This window comes from Clostridioides difficile ATCC 9689 = DSM 1296, from assembly GCF_001077535.1.
GTDB classification, from domain to species: Bacteria; Bacillota; Clostridia; order Peptostreptococcales; family Peptostreptococcaceae; genus Clostridioides; species Clostridioides difficile.
The window spans coordinates 2,623,524-2,645,807 of sequence record NZ_CP011968.1; the positions used below are offsets into that span (position 1 = coordinate 2,623,524).

The following is a 22,284-nucleotide window of genomic DNA, read 5'->3' on the forward strand; positions in this document are numbered from 1 at the left end:
ACTAGCATCTACTTAGATATCAGATAAGAAAGCACAGTCATTTACTTATAATAAGTTCTTTTCATATATTTTTTATTATAATTATTCTTTTACAAGAACTTTTATAATTTCTGAAATGTACATAGTATGGTAATCTTTCTCTGGATACCATTTTTTATCATTTTCTTTAGCATCAAAGTTTTCTGGTGGCATATTACCATGATATAGCTTTTTACATACTATAATCATATTAGCTTCTTCAAAAGCTACCGTATCATCCACAAAATATGGTGTAAGTCCTGCTTTTTCTATTTTATTTATATCTCTACCAGAAATAGTGCCACAAATATTTAAAGCTTCTCTATACGTTTCATCAAAGAAGGCAACTGTAAATGTATCATTACTATCTACAAATTCTTTTGTATATCTCTGTGGTCTTATGTAAGTTGTAACAACATTTTTACCCCAATAGACTCCAACACCACCCCAGCTAGCAGTCATTGTGTTAAACTTTTCTGAATCACCAGCTGTTATAAGTAACCATTCTTTGCCAATCTTAGTAAATGGATTAAACTGTAATTCCTCAATTTTTACTTCTCTAAAACCCATGACTTCATCCTACCCTTCATTTTTTAATTATATAAATTAATTGTTAAAAATTTGAATATATGTACTCTTATAATACTGACTTTTGATTGTCCTACATAATTCATGTAAATTATAATACAACAAATCAATTACTTTCGCAATAAGTAGTTTTCATATTTTATAAGTGTAAAATATAGATAAAATATATTGATTATAAAGTATATAATATATTTTTAAACCTAAAGCAATATACAATAAAAAAATGTAGAAAGTAAGTATCTCTCTACATTTTTTATTGTATATTATTTTTATATTAATTTAATTTTATCTTGATTCAGTTTTATAAAAAATTGTTATAATTGTCAAGTTCTACTCTATTATTTATAATTTCTTATATCTTATTAACAACATTTAAGTTATTACATTTATTTATATATATTTTTTCATTATCTAAGTCTTCATCAAACATTTTTATTATATTTTTTATCTCATACTTGTACTCATCTTCATTCATTCTATAAAGCATTAAATCTTCTAGTACATCTTTCATATCGAAGTACACATCTTCTAATAAATAAAAATAGCCTTCCTCTATATCTTTCAATTTATCTATAGTATCCATTTTTTTACTTATATCTTTCATAATTTCTAAATTTTGTATATTTACATCTATGATTGTTAATAAGTACATTCTCACAGTTTTTATTATTTCAACAGAAAAATCTACAATATTATAATTTCCTTCTTTTTTATATAATGACTCCTTAAATTTGTTAAAACAATTATCTAAATTAGAATTTATATCGTTAAATGGTGGTCTTATTATGTCACGTATTATTAAAAGATTTTGTATATCTACATTATTTGTGATTGCCTCATCCAAAATAAATAAATTATATGCATCATTTAATGGGTCATGGGCATCTCCACTAAACTCTAAGTTAACAAATTCAAGTAAATTTTTCAATGATATATAGTTCATACATCTCATACCACAATTTATATATTTTTCTTTTATATCTACAAATAAATCTCTAATGTTATTTACAAACCTTGGATGGTTATTTTTTTTAGCACTTCTCATATCTGTGTTATTGAAACATGTCAAATCCAAATTACCAAAAGTATATATTCCTTTAATATCAGAAAATATGCCAAGCCATTTTTTAAACTTTCTCATGACCTCTTCATAACTTGGTGCACTCTTCAATTCTTCAGAAGATATATGTGTTAATTCTTGTATATGAGGATACAACTCCTCATTACTTACTGGTCTTATTAAAGATTTAAATTTATCAATATTTTTTGTTTTTTCATCATACATAACTGCTCCGATTGCAATTATATCAGAATTAAATACTGCTCTTTTTGATTTAGAATTTGGCATATTCATTTCAAAATCTATATATACTCTTTTCAATATAAACACCCTTTCCAATTGTTTATAGTGATTCTTTTTAACTATTTTTATTCAAAATTTTCTAAGAAAGAATGTTTCTCTCCATCTTTTTGCCAACCAAGTACTGAATCAAGATTTACATTTTCTGCCGCCTTAAATATAGATTTTTCTACATTTTTAAAATTTGATTCTAAACTCTTTATTAAGTCTTTTATCTCATATCTTTTATTACCTGTTTTTTTAGCAGCAACCATACATGCACAATTTAATGGCCATATACCACTATTTTGAATAAATCTTATAATATGTTCTTCTCTTATATAATAAAGTGGTCTTATAATTTTTATACCTTCAAAATTAGTAGAATTAAGTTTAGGAAGCATTGTTTTAAAATTTCCAGCACATAATAAGTTAAGCATTGTTGTCTCTATTACATCGTCATAATGATGACCTAATGCAAGTTTGTTACACCCTAATTCTTCTGCCTTTGAATATAATGCTCCTCTCCTCATTCTTGCACACATATAGCATGGATAATCTTTTGCTATTTCATCTGCTATCTCAAATATCCTTGAATCAAATAAATGTATTGGTATATTTAGATACTCACAATTATCTATAAGTAATTGTCTTATATTTGCATGATATCCAGGGTCCATAGCAATAAATTCAACATCAAAATTAACTTGTCCATGTTTTTTTAACTCTTGAAACATTTTAGCCATAAGAATACTGTCTTTTCCACCAGAAATCGCTACAGCTATCTTATCACCTTCTTCAACCAATTTATAATCTCTTATTGCCTTCATAAACTTAGACCATAAATTTTTCCTATATTTTTTTATTATACTTTTTTCTATATCTCTTACTGGAAGTCTTTCCTCAAAAGGAACTATAATTTCACAGCCTTTTCCTGATAGTTCACTCATCTAATCACCTCGTATATTTATGTTAATAATATTTTACAAAAAAGTCTACCTTCATCCACAAAATACTATAATTTTTACTTTAATTTTACTAAATAATTTATAGTTTACAATAACACATAAACTTATAATAACATAAATAACCTCTTTCTTTTATTATCTTTTTTATTTTTCTCATTTAATATTTTATTATTAGTAACGATTTTTAAATGATTGAATATTATACACTAGATAGAGTTACCTATCTATTTACAACAAGGAGGTTTTCATCTTGGAAAATAAGACTAGAGATATCAAAAAAAATTGTGGTCCATCTTTGGCTAGACCATACATTAATAATCAAATTTTCACAGAAATGTACTGCCTTTCTGATGCATTAAAATTTGGAACTATATTTCCAGAACTAAACTTACTAGAGTCTGAAATGTACAACAAAGAATTATATGCTAAGCCAAAAAAATATAGAGGAGGTAGAAGATAATGAAAGACTCATCTAGAGCTGAACTTATGAGAAAAGTTCAGGAAACATCTTTTGCATGTGTTGATATGAACTTATATTTAGACAATCACCCTGATGATAAAAATGCTATCAACACTTATAATTCATTATGTAATCAATTTGCGCAAGCTAGATATGCTTACGAAAATAAATACGGTCCTTTAACTAACTTTGGGTATGCTCCAAGTAGATGCCCTTGGCAATGGGCTGACCAACCTTGGCCTTGGGACAGAGAATTTAATTATTAGACATCAAGTATTGGAGGATTGAAAATTCATGTGGATATATCAGAAAACTATACAACACCCAGTTAATATAAAAACTTGTGACCCTAGAATGGCTAAATTTCTTATAACTCAATTTGGTGGGCCAAATGGAGAACTTGCTGCATCTTTAAGATATTTAAGCCAAAGATATACAATGCCTACTGGTAATATGCGTGCACTTTTAACAGATATTGGTACAGAAGAACTAGCTCACGTTGAGCTTATATGTACTATGGTTTATCAGTTAACTTCTGATGCAAGCCCAGAAGAGTTAAAAGCTGCAGGTCTTGGTTCAAACTATGCTCAAAATGGATATGGAATTTATCCAACAGATTCAAATGGTGTTCCATTTGATGTAAGACCTATAGCAGTTATGTCAAATCCCGTAACCGATTTACATGAGGATATGGCAGCTGAACAAAAAGCACTTGCAACTTATTATCAACTTATAAACCTAACAGATGACGTTGATGTTATAGATGTATTAAAATTCTTAGGTCAAAGAGAAATAATTCACTATCAAAGATTTGGTGAAGCTTTAATGGATGCTTACGAGTTAGAAGAATCTCAAAAAATGTTCTAAAATTTTTATTTGTATAACTATTATTATTTGATAATTTATAATTTACTGTTGTGTTAAAATTTATAAAAAATATAAATATAATTTATTTTCTATAAACAGAGAAAATAAATAAAAAGCAGGTATCAATAAAATAGTAACATGTATTATACTATACATTACTATCAATATTGTACCTGCTTTCATATTATAAGCAATAAAGAAAAATCTATTTATTAGGTTTTATAATAAAACAATTATAAAACTCTTCTTGCATTTACATATCTACTTGAATAGTAGCTACTATTTATATTAGATATTGTTACTTTTTTTGATGAACCTGAAGATGCATGTATCATATCTCCATTTCCTATGTATATTCCAACATGACTTACAGAACCATTATTTGAACCTTGTGTATCAAAGAATACTAAATCTCCACTTCTAAGGTCTCCTCTATTTACATATGTTCCATACTTACTTTGGTCTCTAGATACTCTTGGTATACTAACCCCTGCAGATTTTTTCATAACGTACTGTGTGAATCCAGAACAGTCAAAACTATTTGGACCTTCTGCTCCCCATACATATGGTTTTCCAAGTAGTGTCTTTGCAAAACTTATTACACTATCAGCTCCTTGACTTGGAGAATTAGTCGAATAAGATGGAATTGAAGTATCAACAGAACCTTTTTCAGCAAGGTATTGACTTGACACATATCCAGTTTGATTGCCATAACTTACTTTTGTCCATCCTCCACTTTCAGAAATACTTCCAACCTCAGTACCATAACTTAATGTAGCTATTTTAGAATGACTTGTACCTGGTCCTGTTCTAACGTTCAATGACTTTGCTGTTACAACCTTTGTACCCTTTACAAGGTCATTTGAACTGTTTTCAGCATTTTCATTTGTAGAGTCATTTACACTAGTTCCTAAATATTTACTTGAAACATAACCTACTCTACCATTAGAACTTATTTTTGACCATCCATTTGACTCAGATATGTATCCGACTTCAGTCCCATATCCTAGTGTTGATATTTTAGAACTACTTGTACTTGGTCCTGTTCTAAAATTTAATCCTTTTGCTGTTACAACTTTTGTCGACTTAACTGAAGTATCACTACTTTCATTGCTACTTCCAAGGCTATTTATTGCTACATAATTTCCATGCACATAACCTGTGTTTCCATTATATTTAACTTTTACCCAAGAACCTTCTTTTCCTACGTACTCAACTTTATCACCTTTGTAAAGTTTCCCCATTGATTCATGGTTTGTACCTGGTCCTTTTCTAAAATTTACCGCATTCCCTGTTATTGTTCTGCTTTCTATACTCACACTCTCTACTTCAGACTCATTAGCATATGCTAAATTCCCCATAGTAGGCATTATTATCGCAGTCGCCATTATACTGGCTGCTATTCTCTTTTGATTAAAATTCATAACTTTCCACTCATCTCCTCTTTTCTACTATCTTTATTTCACTTCAAAATATAAAAGAAATAATTGACACTATTAAAATATCAATTATTTCTTTTATATTAATATTATTACAAATTTGTAACTATTTGTCTATAGTAACATTTGCTTACCATAAATTACCATGTATAAATTTTAATCTTTAATAGCCTGTAATTTAGTAATATAGCCATCTTTTACCTTTTTTAAAAATGGCTATATTTTTTAACTTTTTTGTAACTTTTTAAAATCCAGTTGAGCCAAACCCACCTTTTCCTCTTTCGGAGTCACTTAATTCTTTTACTTCTTCTATGTTAATATCATAGATAGGTTTTACTATCATTTGAGCAATTTTCATATGCTTTTCAACCTTAAAATCATTTTTACCATGATTTATTAATATAATTTTAAGCTCTCCTCTGTATCCTTCGTCAATAGTTCCTGGTGTATTTAATACAGTAACAGAATGCTTTAAGGCAAGCCCACTTCTAGGTCTTACCTGCGCTTCTGTCATAGTAGGAAGCTCTATACATATCCCAGTTTTGATAAGTTTAGTCTCTCCAGGAGGTATTACAACCTCTTCTATAGAATACAAATCCATACCAGCATCACCTTTGTGAGCAAAATTAGGTATTATAGCATCATCATTTAATTTTTTTACTTTTAAATTGTACATCTTATATCTCCTTTCAACTTTCTATAAATATTATAACTTAAATTTCGACCTCTTGAAGTTTTTTATTTTTTTGTGGTAATATAATTATTAGTGTTTTAAAGGAGGATTTTTTATGAAACTTGTACTTGCCGAGAAACCATCTGTGGCAAAAACTATAGCATCATTTTTAGGTGCAAAGACCAGACAAGATGGTTACTTTGAAGGAAATGATTATATAATTACTTATGCAGTTGGACACTTAGTATCATTATATGATATGAAGGATTATGATAAAGATAAATACTCTGGCTCTTGGAAAATGAACAATTTCCCATTTGTTCCTGAGGATAAGTTTAAATTTAAGATTGATAGTTCTAAAACTAAACAATTCAACACTGTAAAAAAGCTTTTGAATAGAAAAGATGTAGAATATGTAATAAATGCCACTGACAATGACCGAGAAGGAGAACTTATAGCATTTTTAATATTTTTACTGGCAAAAAATAAAAAACCAGTAAAAAGAATCTTGGTAAATGAATGGACACCAGAAGATATTACAAGAGGTATAAAAAACCTAAAAGATGAAGATGAAATGAGAAATCTTCAAGCTGCTGGATATACTAGGCTTATTACTGACTGGTTGATTGGAATAAATTTCACTTCTGTTGCTACATTGAAATATGGAAATGGGAAACTATTAAACATAGGTAGGGTAATTCTTCCAACAGTTAAATTAGTCTATGATAGAGATATGGAAATACTAAACTTTGTTCCTAAAACTTATTATGAAATAGAAGGGCATTTTAAAGCTGAAGCTGGTGAATATAAAGGTAAATATGTTAAGGGTAAAGAAAGTAAATTTGATACACTTGAAGATGCAAATAAAATTATAGCTTCAATTACATCTGAAACTGGTAAAATACTAGATAAAAAAGTTACTATGTCAAAGGAATATGCACCAAAACTTTTTAGTTTGACATCACTTCAAGGATATATAACTTCTAAGTATTCCAATTTTACATCTGATAAGGTTTTAAATGTCTGTCAATCTCTCTATGAGGGTAATGGTAAGGGTGGATACATAACTTACCCTAGAACTGATTCCATTTTCTTAGAAGAAAGTTTGGCTTCAAAAGCTTCTCAAACTTTAGATAAATTAAAGGTTGGTCTTGAATATGAAAATAAAATTAAATTTTCTAAAACTAAAAGAGTTTTTGATTCTTCTAAAGTAGACTCCCATAGTGCTATAATTCCAACTTATATAATTCCAAAAAGTTTATCTAAGGATGAACAATTAGTTTATGATGCCATAAAAGATAGATTTGTAGCAAATTTTATGCCTCCTGCTGAATATGAGAATACAGAAATTAAGACTGAAGTAGATAATTGTACTTTCTTAACAAAAGGTAAGGTGCTTAAATCAAAAGGATACCTTGAGGTATATAATAAGGAAGAAAAAAACGATTTACTTCCACTTGTAAATAAAGATGATGTTGTAGATGTGTTAGAAATAAAACCATTAACTAAGCAAACTACTCCACCTAAACCATATACTGAGGACACCCTTTTAAAGGCTATGAAAAATTGTGGTAAAAATGTGCCTGAAGAAGATACAACAGTGCTATCTGGATATTCGATTGGAACATCAGCCACACGTGCTGATGTGTTAAAGAAGATAAGTCAAGTAGGCTATGTAAAGAAAAAAGGGAAATCTTATTCTATAACAGACCTTGGGAAAAATTTAGTTGAAATTTTTCCTGTTAAAGACTTATTTGATGTAGATTATACTGGAAAACTTGAAAAAAGTTTAAGCGATATTCAAAAAGGAAAGTATACAAGAAAAGAATATCTTACTAATATCATTAGTTTTATATATCAAAATGTCAATATTATAAAACAAGATGCTTCAAAAAATATAAACACAGAAGCATATACTTTCGATTCAAAAACTAAAAAATTTACTAAAACAAAAGAAAAAAAACAGAAAAAAGATGTAACTAATACTGAAAAAGAAGTTGCTATATCAAAGGATTCTAATAACAAAAAAGAAGTTAAAAATGGTGATGAAAATCAATCTCTTGGCAAATGCCCCATTTGTCAAGGTGATGTACTAGAATTTGATAAAGGCTTTGCTTGTAAAAATCATAAAGAATGTAAATTTGTTATTTGGAAAAATGATAAGTATTTAAGTCTTTATAAAAAGAAAGTTAACAAAACAATGGTCAAAAATATTTTAAAAAAAGGTGAAACTAAAGTAAAATCTTTAACTGCTAAAAACGGTAATAAATTTGATGCTACATTAAAATATGATAAAAATCCAGATACTGGCTATTTCAATTGGAAAATAGAGTTTGACAACTAAATATTCATAAGAAAAGAAATAGCAGTAGTATAATAATCTATATTATATTACTGCTATTTCTTTTCTTATGAAGTTTTAACTTTTTTAATAGTGACTTTTACAATCACACTCTAACCTAATTTCTTTACTATTTCTGATAACTTTAATGTATGTTCATCTAATAAAGTTAGTTCCTCTTCAGAAAGATTAGATAATTTTTTTACTAGAGATTCTTTGAGAATAGCTTTTACTGCATCAAATAATTTAAATGCTTTATCTGTTAATTCAACCCTAAGAATCCTTCTATCTTTTGGGTCAGGAAATTTATTGACTAAACCATGTTCCACTAATCTGTCAATAATCGGAGTCATATTTGATTTTAAAATTCCTAAATTAGAAGCTATTTGAGAAATTGATGATGAATTTGATGTCATAAGATAAAGAATTACCTTAGCATGTGATGGAGCCATTGGACATTCTTCAAAATAAGCTTTCATTATATCAGAGTTATTTTGAAACTTTTTTAACAAATCGCTTTCTTTAAATATATTATTTTCAAGCACAAATAAAAAATCTAAAAAAGAGTCCGCTATTTTAAGTATATTGTTGTTATCCATATTTGTAACATCCCTTCAATAGATAATATAATAAAACATTGTTGTTTAATATAGTATAAATTATAAACTATTAATAAATTTAAAACAAGAAAAAGTTATTGACTCATAATAATTATAAATTTATAATCAAATTAGAGAATTATAAATTGCCAATAAAGGGAAGTTTTTTAATTAGTCTAAAACTAAACTTAAATTATAAGACACTTTAAATTCTACAACAAGCTAGTGTGCAATATATAATAGGAGGAGATATGAAAAGATATTTAATAGTTTTCTTAATGTGTAGTTCACTGTTTTTAGTTGGATGTGGAAAAACAGAAGAATCTGAACCTGAGAAACCAATAGCAGTTTCTGTTCAAAAAGCAATAGGTGGAGAAATTGAAAACACAAATTCTTTCTCAGGAACTACAAAGGTTAAAGATGAAACAGCTGTTACTGCACAGACTGTTGGCACAGTTCAAGAAGTGTATGTAAAACTTGGGCAAAATGTAAGAAAAGGAGATGAATTATTGAGTATAAGCAGTCCAGAGCTAGAAAATAGTGTAAAGCAAAGTAAAGCCTCACTAGATTTAGCAAAAGCAAGTTATTCAAGTGCCACTGGTGGTTCATTAGAGGCACAAGTAAATCAGGCAAAAACAGCTCTTGACAATGCAAAGATTCAATATGAGGAGTCTCAAAGAAATTATGACAATAATAAGATTCTTTATGAACAGGAAGTCATTAGTTTAGACCAATTTAAAAAAATAGAGTTTTCTTTAGAGCAAACAAAACAACAGTTAGATTCTGCTCAAAGAGCATACGATACAGCAACTTCAAAAAGTATACCTCAAGCTAAAGCACTTGCTAAAAAACAGCTTGACCAAGCTCAAGTATCATATAATTTAGCAATGAGTAATTTAGACAAATTAACATTAACATCTCCAGTAGATGGTACAATAACAGCTAAAAACTTTGATTCAAAGGAAATGATAACACAATCACAACCAGCTTTTATTATTTCTAATCCTAATATACTAGAAGTTGATTTAAATGTAGCAGAATCAGATATAGGTAAATTTAAGAAAGATGGAAATGTAGATGTTATAATTGAAGACCAAAGGATTTTAGGAAAAATAGATTATGTACCTTCAGTAGTTGACCCTCAGACATCTTTATATCCTGTTAAAGTACTTGTAAATAATACAAACAACAAATTTAAGGCAGGTATGTCTGCTCAAGTAAACTTAAGTGTTGAAAAAGAAAATGGTGCTGTTACAGTACCTAAAAAAGCAATATTTGAAGAAAATGGTAAAAAATATGTATACATAGCAACAAAAGACAATATAGCAAAGAAACACTTGGTTCAAACTGGAATTGTAACAGAGGATAAAATAGAAATTAAAAGTGGTGTAAGTGATAAAGATACAGTGATTATTGGAGGGATAAGTCTTATTTCTGACGGAACTAAGATATTTCCTGTAGAAAAGGAGAAGTAGACTATGAATTTAACACAGACTTCCGTTAAACGTCCTCTCACAATCATAATGGTCTTTTTAGTATTAATAGTTTTTGGTGGTATTGGATATAAAAAAATGTCAATAAATCTAATGCCTGATATAGAAATACCAGTTGTAATGGTCATGACTACTTGGACAGGTGCTGGTCCTCAAGACGTTGATGAACAAGTTAGTCAAAAAGTTGATGAAAGTTTATCTGCCGTTTCAAATGTAAAATCTACTATATCAAGTTCACAAGAAAGTGTTTCTATGGTAGTTGCTCAGTTTGAATTTGGAACTAATTTGGATGAAATAATGAATGATGTTAGGTCTAAAGTTGATGCATTACAGACCAGCCTCCCAGATGATGCAGCTAAACCAACAGTTTTAAAGCTGGATATGAATGCACAGGCTATAGGTCAACTTGTCATATCTGGAGGAAATGAAAATAGTTCACAAGCCTTAAGAAAATACGCTGAAGATGTAATTCAGCCTAAAATAGAATCCATAGATGGTGTTACTTCAGCAGACCTTAAAGGTGGAGAAAAAGCACAGGTTAATGTAATAGCTGACCCAGCTGTTCTTTCAAATTATGGAGTTAGTTTATCCACTATAAAAGGTGTCTTATCCTCTAGTAATAAAACATTCCCTTATGGTTCAATTACTCAAGGTGAGGATAAAATAGTTTTAAGAGCGATTGATAAATTAGAATCCCTAGATGATATAAAACAGATTCAAATTCCTGTAAAAGGAGGAAATACAGTTAGATTAGATAATCTTTGTAGTGTAGATTATGGATATGCAGACAAAGATAGTATTTATAGATACAATGGAAAAGACAGTTTGGTAATAGATATTTCTAAACAACAAGATGCCAACACTGTAAAAGTTATGCAGAGTGCATACAAATACGTAGATGAATTGAATAAGGAAAATCCTCAATTTAAAATTAAAATTGCTAATGATACAAGTTCATACATAAGTGAATCAATAAACAGTGTAATGAGCAACTTGCTTATAAGTGCTGTTATCGCATTTATTGTAATATTTGCTTTCCTAAAAAGTGTAAGAGCTTCACTAGTTGTTGCAGTTGCAATACCAATTTCTATAATAGGTGCTATAGCAATTCTCTACTTTACTGGTGAAAGTTTAAATCTTATTACTGCAAGTTCATTGGTAATTTCAGTTGGTATGGTTGTTGATAATGCTACAGTTGTAATTGAAAATATATTTAAATATAGGAAAAGTGGCAGATTGAGTCTTGATGATTGTGCTATTGAGGGAACAAGAACTGTAACAAATGCAATACTTGCATCAACATTGACCACAATAGCAATATTCTTACCTATCATGTTTACAGAAGGTATAGCTAAAATAACTTTTGGGGCATTAGGTAAAACACTAATAGCTTCACTAGCATTCTCCTTTATAGGTGCAATTACACTCGTTCCTAGTGTATTTGCAAAATTAAGCAGAGGAAAAAATAGTCAAAAGATGCAAGAAAAAGATAGTCCTATATTTGATAAGGTAAGTGAAGCATATAAAAAATTATTAAGTGTATGTTTGAGACATCAACGCTTAGTTGTAATATCAAGTTTACTTATTTTTGTAGCTTCCTTATTTGGAATGGGATTTATAGGTATGGACTTTATGCCTGCAGCAGACAAGGGTGAATTATCTATTTCTATAGAACTTCCAAAAGGTCTTAGCCTAGAATCCAATGATTACTATGTATCTATGACTGAGAAAAAAGTCTCAGATATTCCAGAAATTAAAACTTTAATAACAACTTTGACATCAGATTCAAATAATAGTAAAGCAAGTATAGCAATTGAATTAGAATCTCAAAAAAATAGAAAAAGAACTACTGATGAAATAGAAAAAGAGATAATTGATAGAGTGGCTACTGTACCAGATTGTAAAATAAATGTAAGTCAAAACAGTAGTGTTATGGGTGGAGCTGGAGGAGCAGACTTCACATTAGAAATGAAAGGTCCTGATTTAGATGTATTAAAAATACTGGGAAAAGAAGCTGAAAAAGAATTTAGCTCTATAAAAGGATTTAGAAATGTTGAAACTTCTCTTACAGATACAACACAAGAAGCTCAATTTACTATAGATAAACATAAGGCTCAAGAATATGGTGTAAATACTGCTGAAATTGCAGGCATGTTACGTACAGCAATAAATGGTGACTCCGTAACCACTGCTACTATTGATGATTACAAAGTGGATGTAAACCTAAAATTTAAAGCAGATACTATTGATAGCTTAGAAGATATAAAGCAACTAAAAGTAAACTCTGCAACTGGAAAAGAAGTTCCTCTTGGTGCTTTTTCAGATATAAAAATGGCAGATGGTCTACAATCTATATCTAGGACTGATGGAGATTTTTCTGTAAATATAACTGCTACACTTGACAATTTAGATGCTGGTACTGCTACAAAACTAGCACTAGAAAAAACGAATAAAATGGTAATTCCTAAAGATTACTCTATAGGTGTTGGTGGTGAAACAGAAATGATGAATGAATCTATGGCAAGTCTTGGATTTTCAATGGTCATAGCTATAGCATTAGTTTATATGGTAATGGTAGCTCAGTTTGAATCATTTAGTAAACCATTTATAATCATGTTCTGTGTTCCATTTGCATTCGTTGGAGTTGTGCTTTCGCTTCTAGTTAGTGGTCAAAGTTTAAGTACTGTCGGTATGCTAGGTATAATCTTACTTATCGGTATTGTTGTTAATAATGGTATAGTTCTTATTGACTACATAGAGCAACTTAGAAAAACAAATCGTAACAATGATTTAATTGGTTTGGTTTCAATTGGTTGTGCAGCAAGATTAAGACCAGTCTTAATGACTACAGCAACAACAATTTTAGGTATGTTGCCAACAGCACTATCTCTTGGTGAAGGTGGAGAAACTATGCAACCACTAGCCATAGTTATAATGGGTGGTCTAACTGTATCTACACTTATAACTTTGGTGCTTATACCTACTATATACTTAATATTTGATAAATGGGAAAATAAGTTTTCAGACAAAATGCCTAAAATATTTGGTAAGATAACAGATAAAATAGGAAGTATAAAACGTAAAATAATAAAGAAACCAAAATTGAAAGCTAAAGTTTAAATAGAATGGAGGGTGATTGTATTGAATAAAAAAATGAGCAAAATAGTTGCAATTGGCTGTGGTGTTGGTATAATAACTGCCAATTTAATCCCAGTTTACGCAGATAATAATACTTCTTCTATAAACAAAGTTGATAATTCTATTTTAAGTGACTCAAATAAAAGAACATCTGAAAAGGAAATTTTGACTGCTAGAGAAGCTGTTAGTGCTGCACTTAAAAATAGTGAAAAATTAAAAATGAAATCAGAAGAAATAAAAATGTTAAAAGAAAAGTTAGAAGTACAAGATGAGTTTGATAGTTTTACTGGAAGTGACAACTCGTTTCCATACGACCAAATTGGACTTCTTAAAAATCAAAGTGAACAGGCTAAAGGCTTTATGGAGGACCAAATAGCAAATGATATTACTAATAAATTTAACGATTTAGTTTCAAGAGAAAATGAGCTAGATAAAATAAAAAACAATCTTGAAATAAAAACTAAAGAAATTAAAGATATGAAATTAAAAAAAGATTTAGGGTTAGTAACATCTTTAGAAACTGAATCAGCTGAACTTGAACTTCAAACACTACAAAATACTCAAAAAGCTAAACTTCAAGAACTAAAAAACAATCAAGACTATTTTAAGTTATTAACTAATATAGATTTAAATAATTATCAATTGGATAAAGAATATAGATTTGAATCTTTTAGAGTAGGTGGCTCAGTTGATTCATATATGGAAGGTAAGGTTAATGAATATTTAAAATACGACCAATTGATTTTAGAACGTACAGAAGAAAGCTTTAATGATAAAGATGAGAACAAAGCAGATTTACCAGATAGACCTAACCTTACAAGACCAGTTGCTCCTACAAAACCAGAGCAAGGTAACCTAACTGATGATGAATACAAGGTTCTTATGGATAAGTATGAAAAAGATTATGATAGATATAAAAAAGAAGTTGAAGCATACAATCTTGAAAGACAGACTTATGCTGCTGGTCTTACTACTTATGCAAATTATCTTCAACAAAAATTTAATACTGAAAATGGTCTAGTAACATTAGAAGACAGTAAAAAAGCTCTTAAAAAAGGGTTAATTGATAGCTATGCTCAATTACTTGCTTTAGAAGATACAATTCAGATTACTAAAAAACAACTTGATTTATCAGAAAAACAATTAAAAAATACTAAATTAAGATATGATTTAGGATTAATTACTCTAACTGATTATAAAAAACAAGTGGTAAGTAATGAAGATGCTAAAAATAGCTATGACTCTCTTATTGTGAATTATAACTCACTAAAAAATGGTATAGAAAAACCTTGGATACTTAATTCTGGTAAATAGAAAGATTACTTTAACATACGTTTGATTAAAAAATAGTTATGCACACTCGTGGCTTTAGTCATGGAAGATTCAGAAGGCAAATAATAGAAATAGATTAGTAAAAATATATTTACTTATAAAACTGTATACTTTTATAGAGGCTATCTCAAAATAGAGATAAGCCTCTTTTTTATTGTTTAAATTATAAAAATATATTTGATTCCATACAAAAAGAGTGCCTTATGAACTAAAAAGTTCATTTTGAGACACCCTCAAAAGCTTAACTCTAAATTTAATTATTTTTTATCAAATGTCTCATCTATTTTACATCTCACCATGTTAACAAATTCAGAAATATTATATCCTCTAAGTTTGCATCCACATTTAGGACAATAATCCAGTTTCCTAGATACCAAAGCCCTACAACTAGGTTCTGGACATCTTATTTTTAGACTCTCATCTGCTACTTTAAATCCACATCGTGGGCATATACTACCTGGACGTGATGATACTTCCTTTCCACATTTAGGACACTTTGTCAACTTTATCCCCTCCAGTAAACTCAATTTAATTGATAGTTGAAATTTCTCTCTACAATAATATATGCAATATAATTAAATACGTTTCACTTACAACTATATAAGTTAAATTTTTATAATAAAAATCCCCTATATTCAATTTACAAATACTTAATTTGATACATTGAACAATAGGGGATTTTATTTTTATTTAGTTACATATTTTGCAGTCTATTATTATCTAGGATTTTTTATAGATGCTTGAGCTGCTGCAAGTCTAGCAATTGGCACTCTAAATGGTGAACAAGATACATAGTTAAGTCCTACACTATAACAGAACTCTACTGAAGATGGTTCTCCTCCATGCTCTCCACATATTCCTAGTTTTAATTCTGGTTTAACTTCTCTACCTAATTTAGCTCCCATCTTAACTAACTTACCAACACCATTTTGGTCTAGTACTTGGAATGGGTCTTTTTCTAATATTTCTTCATCTACATATTGACCTAAGAATTTACCAGCATCATCTCTTGAATATCCAAATGCCATTTGAGTTAAGTCATTAGTACCAAAACTGAAGAAGTCTGCTTCTTGTGCTATTTCATCAGCAGTTAAACAAGCTCTAGGTATTTCTATCATAGTACCTACAGTATAAGGAACTTCTATACCTTCTTCTTTTATTATAGCGTCAACAGTTTCTACTATCATTTTTCTTATTATTTTTAACTCATTTACTTCTCCAACTAATGGAACCATTATCTCTGGAGAAACTTTAACACCTGCTTTGATTGCTTCTATAGCACCTTGTATTATAGCTTTAGATTGCATTACACATATTTCAGGATAAGTTATTGCAAGTCTACAACCTCTGTGTCCAAGCATTGGGTTAAACTCATCTAAATCAACTATTCTCTTCTTAATATCACTTACTTTTATTCCCATAGATTTTGAAAGTTCTTCTATAGTCTCATCATCATGAGGCAAAAATTCATGTAGTGGTGGATCTAGTAATCTTATATTAACTGGTTTTCCATCCATAACTTTAAATAACTCTACAAAATCTTCTCTTTGCATTGGTAATATTTTTTCAAGAGCTTTTTCTCTTTGTTCTACTGTATTAGATAATATCATTTCTCTAACTGCTGGCAATCTAGCTTCATCAAAGAACATATGCTCAGTTCTACATAGACCTATACCTTCTGCACCAAACTCTATAGCTGCACGAGCATCTCTAGGATTATCTGCATTAGTTCTAACCATCATACATTTGTGTTTGTCTACCCAGTTCATTAATTTTTCAAAGTTTCCAGTCAAAGATACTTCTGTTTTCTTAACATCTCCTAGGTACACATTTCCTGTAGAACCATCTATAGAAATGTATTCTCCTTCTTTTATAACTACATCATCAAGTGCTCTTATTTCTTTATTAAACTCATCAACTTTTATTTCTCCACATCCAGCAACACAACATTTACCCATACCTCTAGCAACAACTGCTGCATGTGATGTCATTCCACCTCTAGCTGTAAGGATTCCTTCTGCTTTAACCATTCCTTCTATATCTTCTGGAGATGTCTCTAGTCTAACTAAAACTACTTTTTCTCCTTTTTCATTTGCTTTTACTACATCATCAGCATTGAAATAAACTTTACCACTTGCTGCACCTGGTGATGCTGGTAAACCTTTTGCTATAACCTTAGCTTCTTTTAATGCCTTATCTTCAAATTTTGGATGTAATAATTGGTCTAATTGATTAGGCTCAATTCTCATGATAGCTTCTTTTTCATCAATTATTCCAGCTTCAACTAAATCAACCGCTACATTTATTGCTGCTGCTGCTGTTCTCTTACCATTTCTAGTTTGTAGTATATATAATCTTTCATTTTCTATAGTAAACTCTATATCTTGCATATCTTTATAATGACCTTCAAGTATATGAGTAATTTTTACAAATTCATCGAATACAGCTGGCATTACATCTGCAAGAGTTGATATATTTTGAGGAGTTCTTATACCTGCAACAACGTCTTCACCTTGTGCATTCATTAAAAATTCACCAAATAATTTATTTTCTCCTGTAGCTGGATTTCTAGTAAATGCAACACCTGTACCACTAGTTTCTCCCATATTACCAAATACCATTGATTGAATATTTACTGCTGTTCCTAAGTTATGAGCTATATCATTCAATTTACGGTATACGATTGCACGAGGATTATTCCATGATCTAAATACAGCCTCTATTGCAAGCATTAATTGCTCTTTTGGGTCTTGTGGGAAATCATTTTTTATTTCTTTTTTATAAATTGCTTTAAATTCTTTTACTATTTCTTTTAAATCATCAGTTGTAAGTTCTGTATCAACTGTGTATCCCTTTGCTTCTTTTACTCTGTCTAATACATTTTCAAATTTATATTTTGGAACTTCCATAGCAACATCAGAAAACATTTGTATGAATCTTCTGTAACTATCATATGCAAATCTTTCATTTTGTGTAGCCTCTGCTAAGCCAACAACACTATTGTCATTAAGACCTAGGTTAAGAATTGTATCCATCATTCCTGGCATAGAGAATACTGCACCAGAACGAACTGATACTAATAATGGATTCTTATTGCATCCTAATGTTTTATTTAAGTCTTTTTCTAAAGTAGCTAAATGCTCTTCTATTTCTTTTATTATCTCTGCTCTTATACTTTCATTGTTAACATAATAATCATTACATGCTTCTGTTGTTATAGTGAATCCAGGAGGGACAGGTAAGCCTATCTTAGTCATTTCTGCTAAATTGGCACCTTTACCTCCTAGTAAAGATTTCATGTCTTTGCTTCCTTCACCAAAACTATAAACATACTTAGTTTCCATTGTTAAATCCCCCATTAATCTTTTTATTTTAATTTATATCATTTTTATTAATAGACATTATTAAATTTCTATTTCTTTGTATATCTTTAGACCATTTTCTTTCATTATGTCTAAAATTATACCTGCTGTTTCTTCTATTGCCTTATTTGAAACGTTTATTACTGGGCATCCAATTCTTTTCATTATCTCTTCTGAATAATCTAACTCCTGAAGTATTCTTTCTAAATTAGCGTAGTTTGCTTTACTGGACAATCCTAAAGCTTTTAATCTTTGGGTTCTTATCTCATTCAGCTTTTCAGGTGAATTAGTAAGACCTATTATCTTTTTAGTATCTATCTCAAACACTTCTTTAGGAATTGGTATTTCTGGAACTAATGGAACATTAGCTACTTTTATATTTTTATTAGCTAAATACATACTCAAAGGAGTTTTAGATGTTCTTGATATTCCCACTAAAATTATGTCTGCTTGAAGAACACCTCTAGGGTCTTTTCCATCATCATATTTCACTGCAAATTCTATAGCTTCAACTCTCTTAAAGTAAGATTCATCTAATTTTCTAATTATACCAGCTTCTCTTTTAGGTTTTCTTCCTGTTCTCTTGCTTATTTCTCTTAGTATATCTGTCATTAAATCTATACAACTAAGACCTTCTCTTTCGCAATATCTTTCAACAATACTGCATAATTCTTCATCAACTAATGTATATACAATTAAAGCGTTTTCAGCTTTTGCATTCTCCAAAGTTTCAAGTAGTACTCCTTTATTAATCATGTATGGAAATCTTTTTATTTCATAAGTTTCATTCACATAAAACTGAGACATACATGCCTTTGCAACTTGTTGTGCAGTCTCCCCTACTGAATCTGATACTGCATATATAATTAGGTTTTTCACCAGCATACCTCCTTAATTGTCAACTATTTCTAAGAATAGCTTAGTTATGTTGGTTTTTGATATTCTCCCAACAACTCTCATATGATTTTTGTCTTCTCCCTTATATTCAACAATCGGAATCGAATCTACTTCATGTTCTATTATTTTTCTTGAAGCTAATAAAACACTTGCTCCTTTAGTTAAAGTGACTACATTTGGAGTTCTTGTCATTATCATACCTATTGGCATTTTATTTATATCAGAACCTCCTATAGTTGCTTTTAGCAAGTCTTTTCTGGAAACAACTCCACATAACTCTTCATTCTCATCTATAATAACTATACTCCCTACATCAGATAAAAACATAGTGACTATTACATCATATATACTTTCATCCTTCTTAGCTAGTACAGGCATGCTCATTATATCCTCTACTGTTTTTTCTTTTACACTTTTACCAATTAAATTTATTTCACTAACTCCTGAATAAAAATATCCAACTTTTGGTCTTGCGTCTAATATTCCTGTCATTGTTAATATAGCTAAATCAGATCTAAGTGTAGCACGAGTCACATTCAAGCTGGAGGCAATACTTTCACTCGTTATTGGTTCATTTTCCTTAACTATATCTATAATTTTTAGTTGTCTTTCATTAAGCTGAATAATAATCACCTTCTTTCATTGTGCTATACTTTTTATCTTTTCGCATCTTATATAGTATATTATATAACTATATATACCATTCTGTAAACAGATTTTTTATTGAATACGATATATTTTTTACTAAGTTCTCTCGCTTAAAGATATTTATTATATATTAATGGGGGATATTTCTTTAATTAATAGAACTATATTAGTATTACAGTTAATATTATAATACATAATTGGTCATTTTAATTCATTTTATATTAAAATTTTTAATAATATTATTTCAATGTGAATATAAAATTGCAGAACTAATTCAAAATAATTTTTACGACTACAAATAACCTATAATATACTTTTAAAGAAAGTATCCTAACAAGAATATATAAAAATTTAAAAGGGTTGATTTAAAAATAACCATCAACCCTTTTTACTAATATCTATTTATATTACCATCAAATCTTACCCAAATATTTTTTCTTGCAATTGTCTTAAATGATATAAAGTAGTATCTTTTTCTATCTCTACCATATCGTAAGTTATAACTTCACCTTTTTTAATATCTTTTACAACTTTAGTCTTTTTACTTATCAAACCAATAGGTACAGCATTCATAGCCTTTGCTACATCGTATTTTTCTATAGTACCATAGCATGTATATGCTCCATAGCCATCCATAAACTCACCTTTTTTCAAATCTTTCTTAGCTATAGTCATAACTTCTGCTACTAGTCCAGCTTTAGGTACTATTGTAGCCTTATGGTCTAAAACTGCCATAGCTGCTGATAAAGGAGTCTCTAAACTACATAAATGATATGGTCTATATAATATGTAATTAGGTCCATCACCCATACTTAAATATTTTAGTTCATCATTAACTGCTTTTAATTTATGGGCTACTACTACGAAAACTCCAGGTGCTATACCATTTACAAAATCAACTACACCGTAATTATCTAATACTCCACCTTCGCTTTTTAATGCATATTTCTTAGGTACTTCATTAACTGTAGCTTCAATACCATGACCACCTCTTACATCAGGCACAAATCCAGTTGCATTACACATTAAAGCCATTTCTACCATTGTTTTAGTTCCTTCTTTAAAAGAAGCTATCATATGAGGTGAAGCTCCTTTTCTTTCTGCTTCTTCTCTAACTGTATCAGGATTACAATCTAAATCTAATTTATTATTTTTACCTTTACCTATCACTCTAACTTCAAACCCCATTGCATCTGCAAAATCAAATAATTCCATTACTGCACCTGGCTCATCTCCTGCAGAACCTGTAAATATTACTCCAGCATCATCTGCTAATTTTTTAAGTATTGGTCCAACAACACAATCAGTTTCAGCATTTAACATAACTATATGTTTTTTATTTAAAATAGAGTTTAATGCTATCTCTGCACCAATTGCAATACCCCCAGTTGCATCTATAACTACATCTATTGACTTAGTTTTACAAGCCACAAGAAAGTCATTACATGTCAATACTTTTCCTTCTTGTAATTTTATTTCTGCATCCTTTTCATTTGTTACATTATCTATAATTTCTTCATCTATTCCTGCATCAGTAAAAGCTTTATGAGCCAACTCCAAATTTATATCTACAACAATAGAAGCTTCAATACCTTTCATATTTGCCATTTGGCTTACCATTCCATTTCCCATATGCCCAGCTCCTATAAGAGCTACTTTTATTTTTTTACCTTCCTCTTCCAATTTTGCAAGTTTTCTGTTTAAATCTAACATACCAATTCCTCCTGTTATAATAATTTTATTTTCAAATTAAGAAATAGTTATTAAATCTCCAATAGTTATATCTGGATTTCCTATTTCCACATGTATTTCTCCTGGTAAATTTACTTCACATTTTCCATCAAATTTGATTGTACAATGCCCAATTTCTCTAAGAGTCTTCTGAGCAATATCACCAACTGAAACTATACAATAATCTCTATTCCCTATAGTAAGTGTATCTCCTATTTCAACATCACTTTTTAACGTTGCTATTGAATGAATTACAGATATATCCTTTAAGTCGTCATCATTAATGGTTTCATCATATATAATAAGACAATTGCTTTCATCCATTAACTCTTTAACTAAACTGCCTATCCCACTTATATTAACTTCATATTTCATGACATTCCTCCTGATA

19 protein-coding genes are annotated in these 22,284 nt (G+C 29.5%); 7 read left to right on the plus strand and 12 right to left on the minus strand.

Translation table 11 applies throughout. The features are described 5' to 3' along the window. Window positions 1–81: 81 nt before the first annotated feature. The 3 genes from CDIF1296T_RS12655 to CDIF1296T_RS12665 form a co-directional block, all read right to left on the minus strand. Window positions 82–588: a flavin reductase gene (locus CDIF1296T_RS12655; RefSeq protein WP_003416740.1), complete on the minus strand. Its 507-nt coding sequence runs from the start codon at window positions 586–588 to the stop codon at window positions 82–84. A 370-nt stretch (window positions 589–958) separates the two neighbouring features. Next, the gene (locus tag CDIF1296T_RS12660) at window positions 959–1,987 is read right to left on the minus strand and encodes a 3'-5' exonuclease (RefSeq protein ID WP_009897592.1); all 1,029 of its coding nucleotides are present in this window, start codon (window positions 1,985–1,987) and stop codon (window positions 959–961) included. Window positions 1,988–2,034: 47 nt separating this feature from the next. Continuing rightward, entirely contained in the window at window positions 2,035–2,895 is an 861-nt protein-coding gene (locus CDIF1296T_RS12665) for a tRNA 2-thiocytidine(32) synthetase TtcA (protein WP_003416734.1), read from the minus strand. Window positions 2,896–3,163: 268 nt separating this feature from the next. Here CDIF1296T_RS12665 and CDIF1296T_RS12670 point away from each other — a divergent pair, with 268 nt between their 5' ends. Genes CDIF1296T_RS12670 through CDIF1296T_RS12680 form a run of 3 tightly spaced genes read left to right on the plus strand, consistent with a single transcriptional unit; the run spans window position 3,164 to window position 4,240 of the window. Continuing rightward, window positions 3,164–3,373, plus strand: coding sequence for a spore coat associated protein CotJA (locus CDIF1296T_RS12670; RefSeq protein WP_003416732.1), 210 nt, complete (start codon window positions 3,164–3,166; stop codon window positions 3,371–3,373). Beyond that, window positions 3,373–3,639 (plus strand): spore coat protein CotJB, encoded by a 267-nt coding sequence (locus tag CDIF1296T_RS12675; RefSeq protein ID WP_004454698.1) that lies wholly within the window; start codon window positions 3,373–3,375, stop codon window positions 3,637–3,639. The genes CDIF1296T_RS12670 and CDIF1296T_RS12675 overlap by 1 nt, the downstream gene beginning before the upstream one ends. Window positions 3,640–3,667: 28 nt before the next feature. Then, entirely contained in the window at window positions 3,668–4,240 is a 573-nt protein-coding gene (locus tag CDIF1296T_RS12680; RefSeq protein ID WP_003416728.1) for a manganese catalase family protein, read from the plus strand. A 233-nt stretch (window positions 4,241–4,473) separates the two neighbouring features. Here CDIF1296T_RS12680 and CDIF1296T_RS12685 read toward each other — a convergent pair whose 3' ends face one another. After that, window positions 4,474–5,664: a C40 family peptidase gene (locus CDIF1296T_RS12685; RefSeq protein ID WP_009897595.1), complete on the minus strand. Its 1,191-nt coding sequence runs from the start codon at window positions 5,662–5,664 to the stop codon at window positions 4,474–4,476. A gap of 259 nt (window positions 5,665–5,923) precedes the next feature. Next, window positions 5,924–6,355 (minus strand): dUTP diphosphatase, encoded by a 432-nt coding sequence (gene dut / locus CDIF1296T_RS12690; protein WP_004454700.1) that lies wholly within the window; start codon window positions 6,353–6,355, stop codon window positions 5,924–5,926. Window positions 6,356–6,467: 112 nt separating this feature from the next. Here dut and CDIF1296T_RS12695 point away from each other — a divergent pair, with 112 nt between their 5' ends. After that, complete coding sequence (locus CDIF1296T_RS12695) at window positions 6,468–8,696, plus strand: type IA DNA topoisomerase (RefSeq protein WP_004454701.1); 2,229 nt, start codon at window positions 6,468–6,470, stop codon at window positions 8,694–8,696. A gap of 110 nt (window positions 8,697–8,806) precedes the next feature. Here CDIF1296T_RS12695 and CDIF1296T_RS12700 read toward each other — a convergent pair whose 3' ends face one another. Next, entirely contained in the window at window positions 8,807–9,292 is a 486-nt protein-coding gene (locus tag CDIF1296T_RS12700; RefSeq protein WP_004454702.1) for a MarR family winged helix-turn-helix transcriptional regulator, read from the minus strand. 251 nt (window positions 9,293–9,543) lie between these two features. On the opposite strand from CDIF1296T_RS12700, the gene CDIF1296T_RS12705 reads away from it, so the two are divergent. The 3 genes from CDIF1296T_RS12705 to CDIF1296T_RS12715 are packed head-to-tail and all read left to right on the plus strand — an operon-like array spanning window position 9,544 to window position 15,237. After that, window positions 9,544–10,767: an efflux RND transporter periplasmic adaptor subunit gene (locus CDIF1296T_RS12705; RefSeq protein WP_009897600.1), complete on the plus strand. Its 1,224-nt coding sequence runs from the start codon at window positions 9,544–9,546 to the stop codon at window positions 10,765–10,767. A 3-nt stretch (window positions 10,768–10,770) separates the two neighbouring features. After that, the gene (locus tag CDIF1296T_RS12710; RefSeq protein ID WP_003430847.1) at window positions 10,771–13,905 is read left to right on the plus strand and encodes an efflux RND transporter permease subunit; all 3,135 of its coding nucleotides are present in this window, start codon (window positions 10,771–10,773) and stop codon (window positions 13,903–13,905) included. 21 nt (window positions 13,906–13,926) lie between these two features. Then, a complete protein-coding gene (locus CDIF1296T_RS12715) occupies window positions 13,927–15,237 on the plus strand; it encodes a TolC family protein (protein WP_009897602.1) in 1,311 nt (436 codons plus the stop codon). A gap of 275 nt (window positions 15,238–15,512) precedes the next feature. Here the strand turns inward: CDIF1296T_RS12715 and CDIF1296T_RS12720 are convergent, their stop codons facing one another. The 6 genes from CDIF1296T_RS12720 to CDIF1296T_RS12745 all read right to left on the minus strand — a co-directional run bounded on the left by CDIF1296T_RS12720 (window position 15,513) and on the right by CDIF1296T_RS12745 (window position 22,268). Beyond that, entirely contained in the window at window positions 15,513–15,758 is a 246-nt protein-coding gene (locus tag CDIF1296T_RS12720; RefSeq protein WP_009890610.1) for a zinc ribbon domain-containing protein, read from the minus strand. A gap of 213 nt (window positions 15,759–15,971) precedes the next feature. Next, entirely contained in the window at window positions 15,972–18,599 is a 2,628-nt protein-coding gene (gene ppdK / locus CDIF1296T_RS12725; RefSeq protein WP_009890612.1) for a pyruvate, phosphate dikinase, read from the minus strand. Window positions 18,600–18,659: 60 nt separating this feature from the next. After that, window positions 18,660–19,502, minus strand: coding sequence for a pyruvate, water dikinase regulatory protein (locus CDIF1296T_RS12730; RefSeq protein WP_004454708.1), 843 nt, complete (start codon window positions 19,500–19,502; stop codon window positions 18,660–18,662). A 6-nt stretch (window positions 19,503–19,508) separates the two neighbouring features. Continuing rightward, a complete protein-coding gene (locus tag CDIF1296T_RS12735) occupies window positions 19,509–20,147 on the minus strand; it encodes a helix-turn-helix transcriptional regulator (RefSeq protein ID WP_003416703.1) in 639 nt (212 codons plus the stop codon). 435 nt (window positions 20,148–20,582) lie between these two features. Further along, window positions 20,583–21,875 (minus strand): NAD(P)H-dependent oxidoreductase, encoded by a 1,293-nt coding sequence (locus tag CDIF1296T_RS12740; RefSeq protein ID WP_004454709.1) that lies wholly within the window; start codon window positions 21,873–21,875, stop codon window positions 20,583–20,585. 36 nt (window positions 21,876–21,911) lie between these two features. Beyond that, window positions 21,912–22,268, minus strand: a complete 357-nt coding sequence (locus CDIF1296T_RS12745; RefSeq protein WP_018112851.1) for a PTS glucitol/sorbitol transporter subunit IIA — start codon at window positions 22,266–22,268, stop codon at window positions 21,912–21,914. Window positions 22,269–22,284 lie beyond the last annotated feature (16 nt).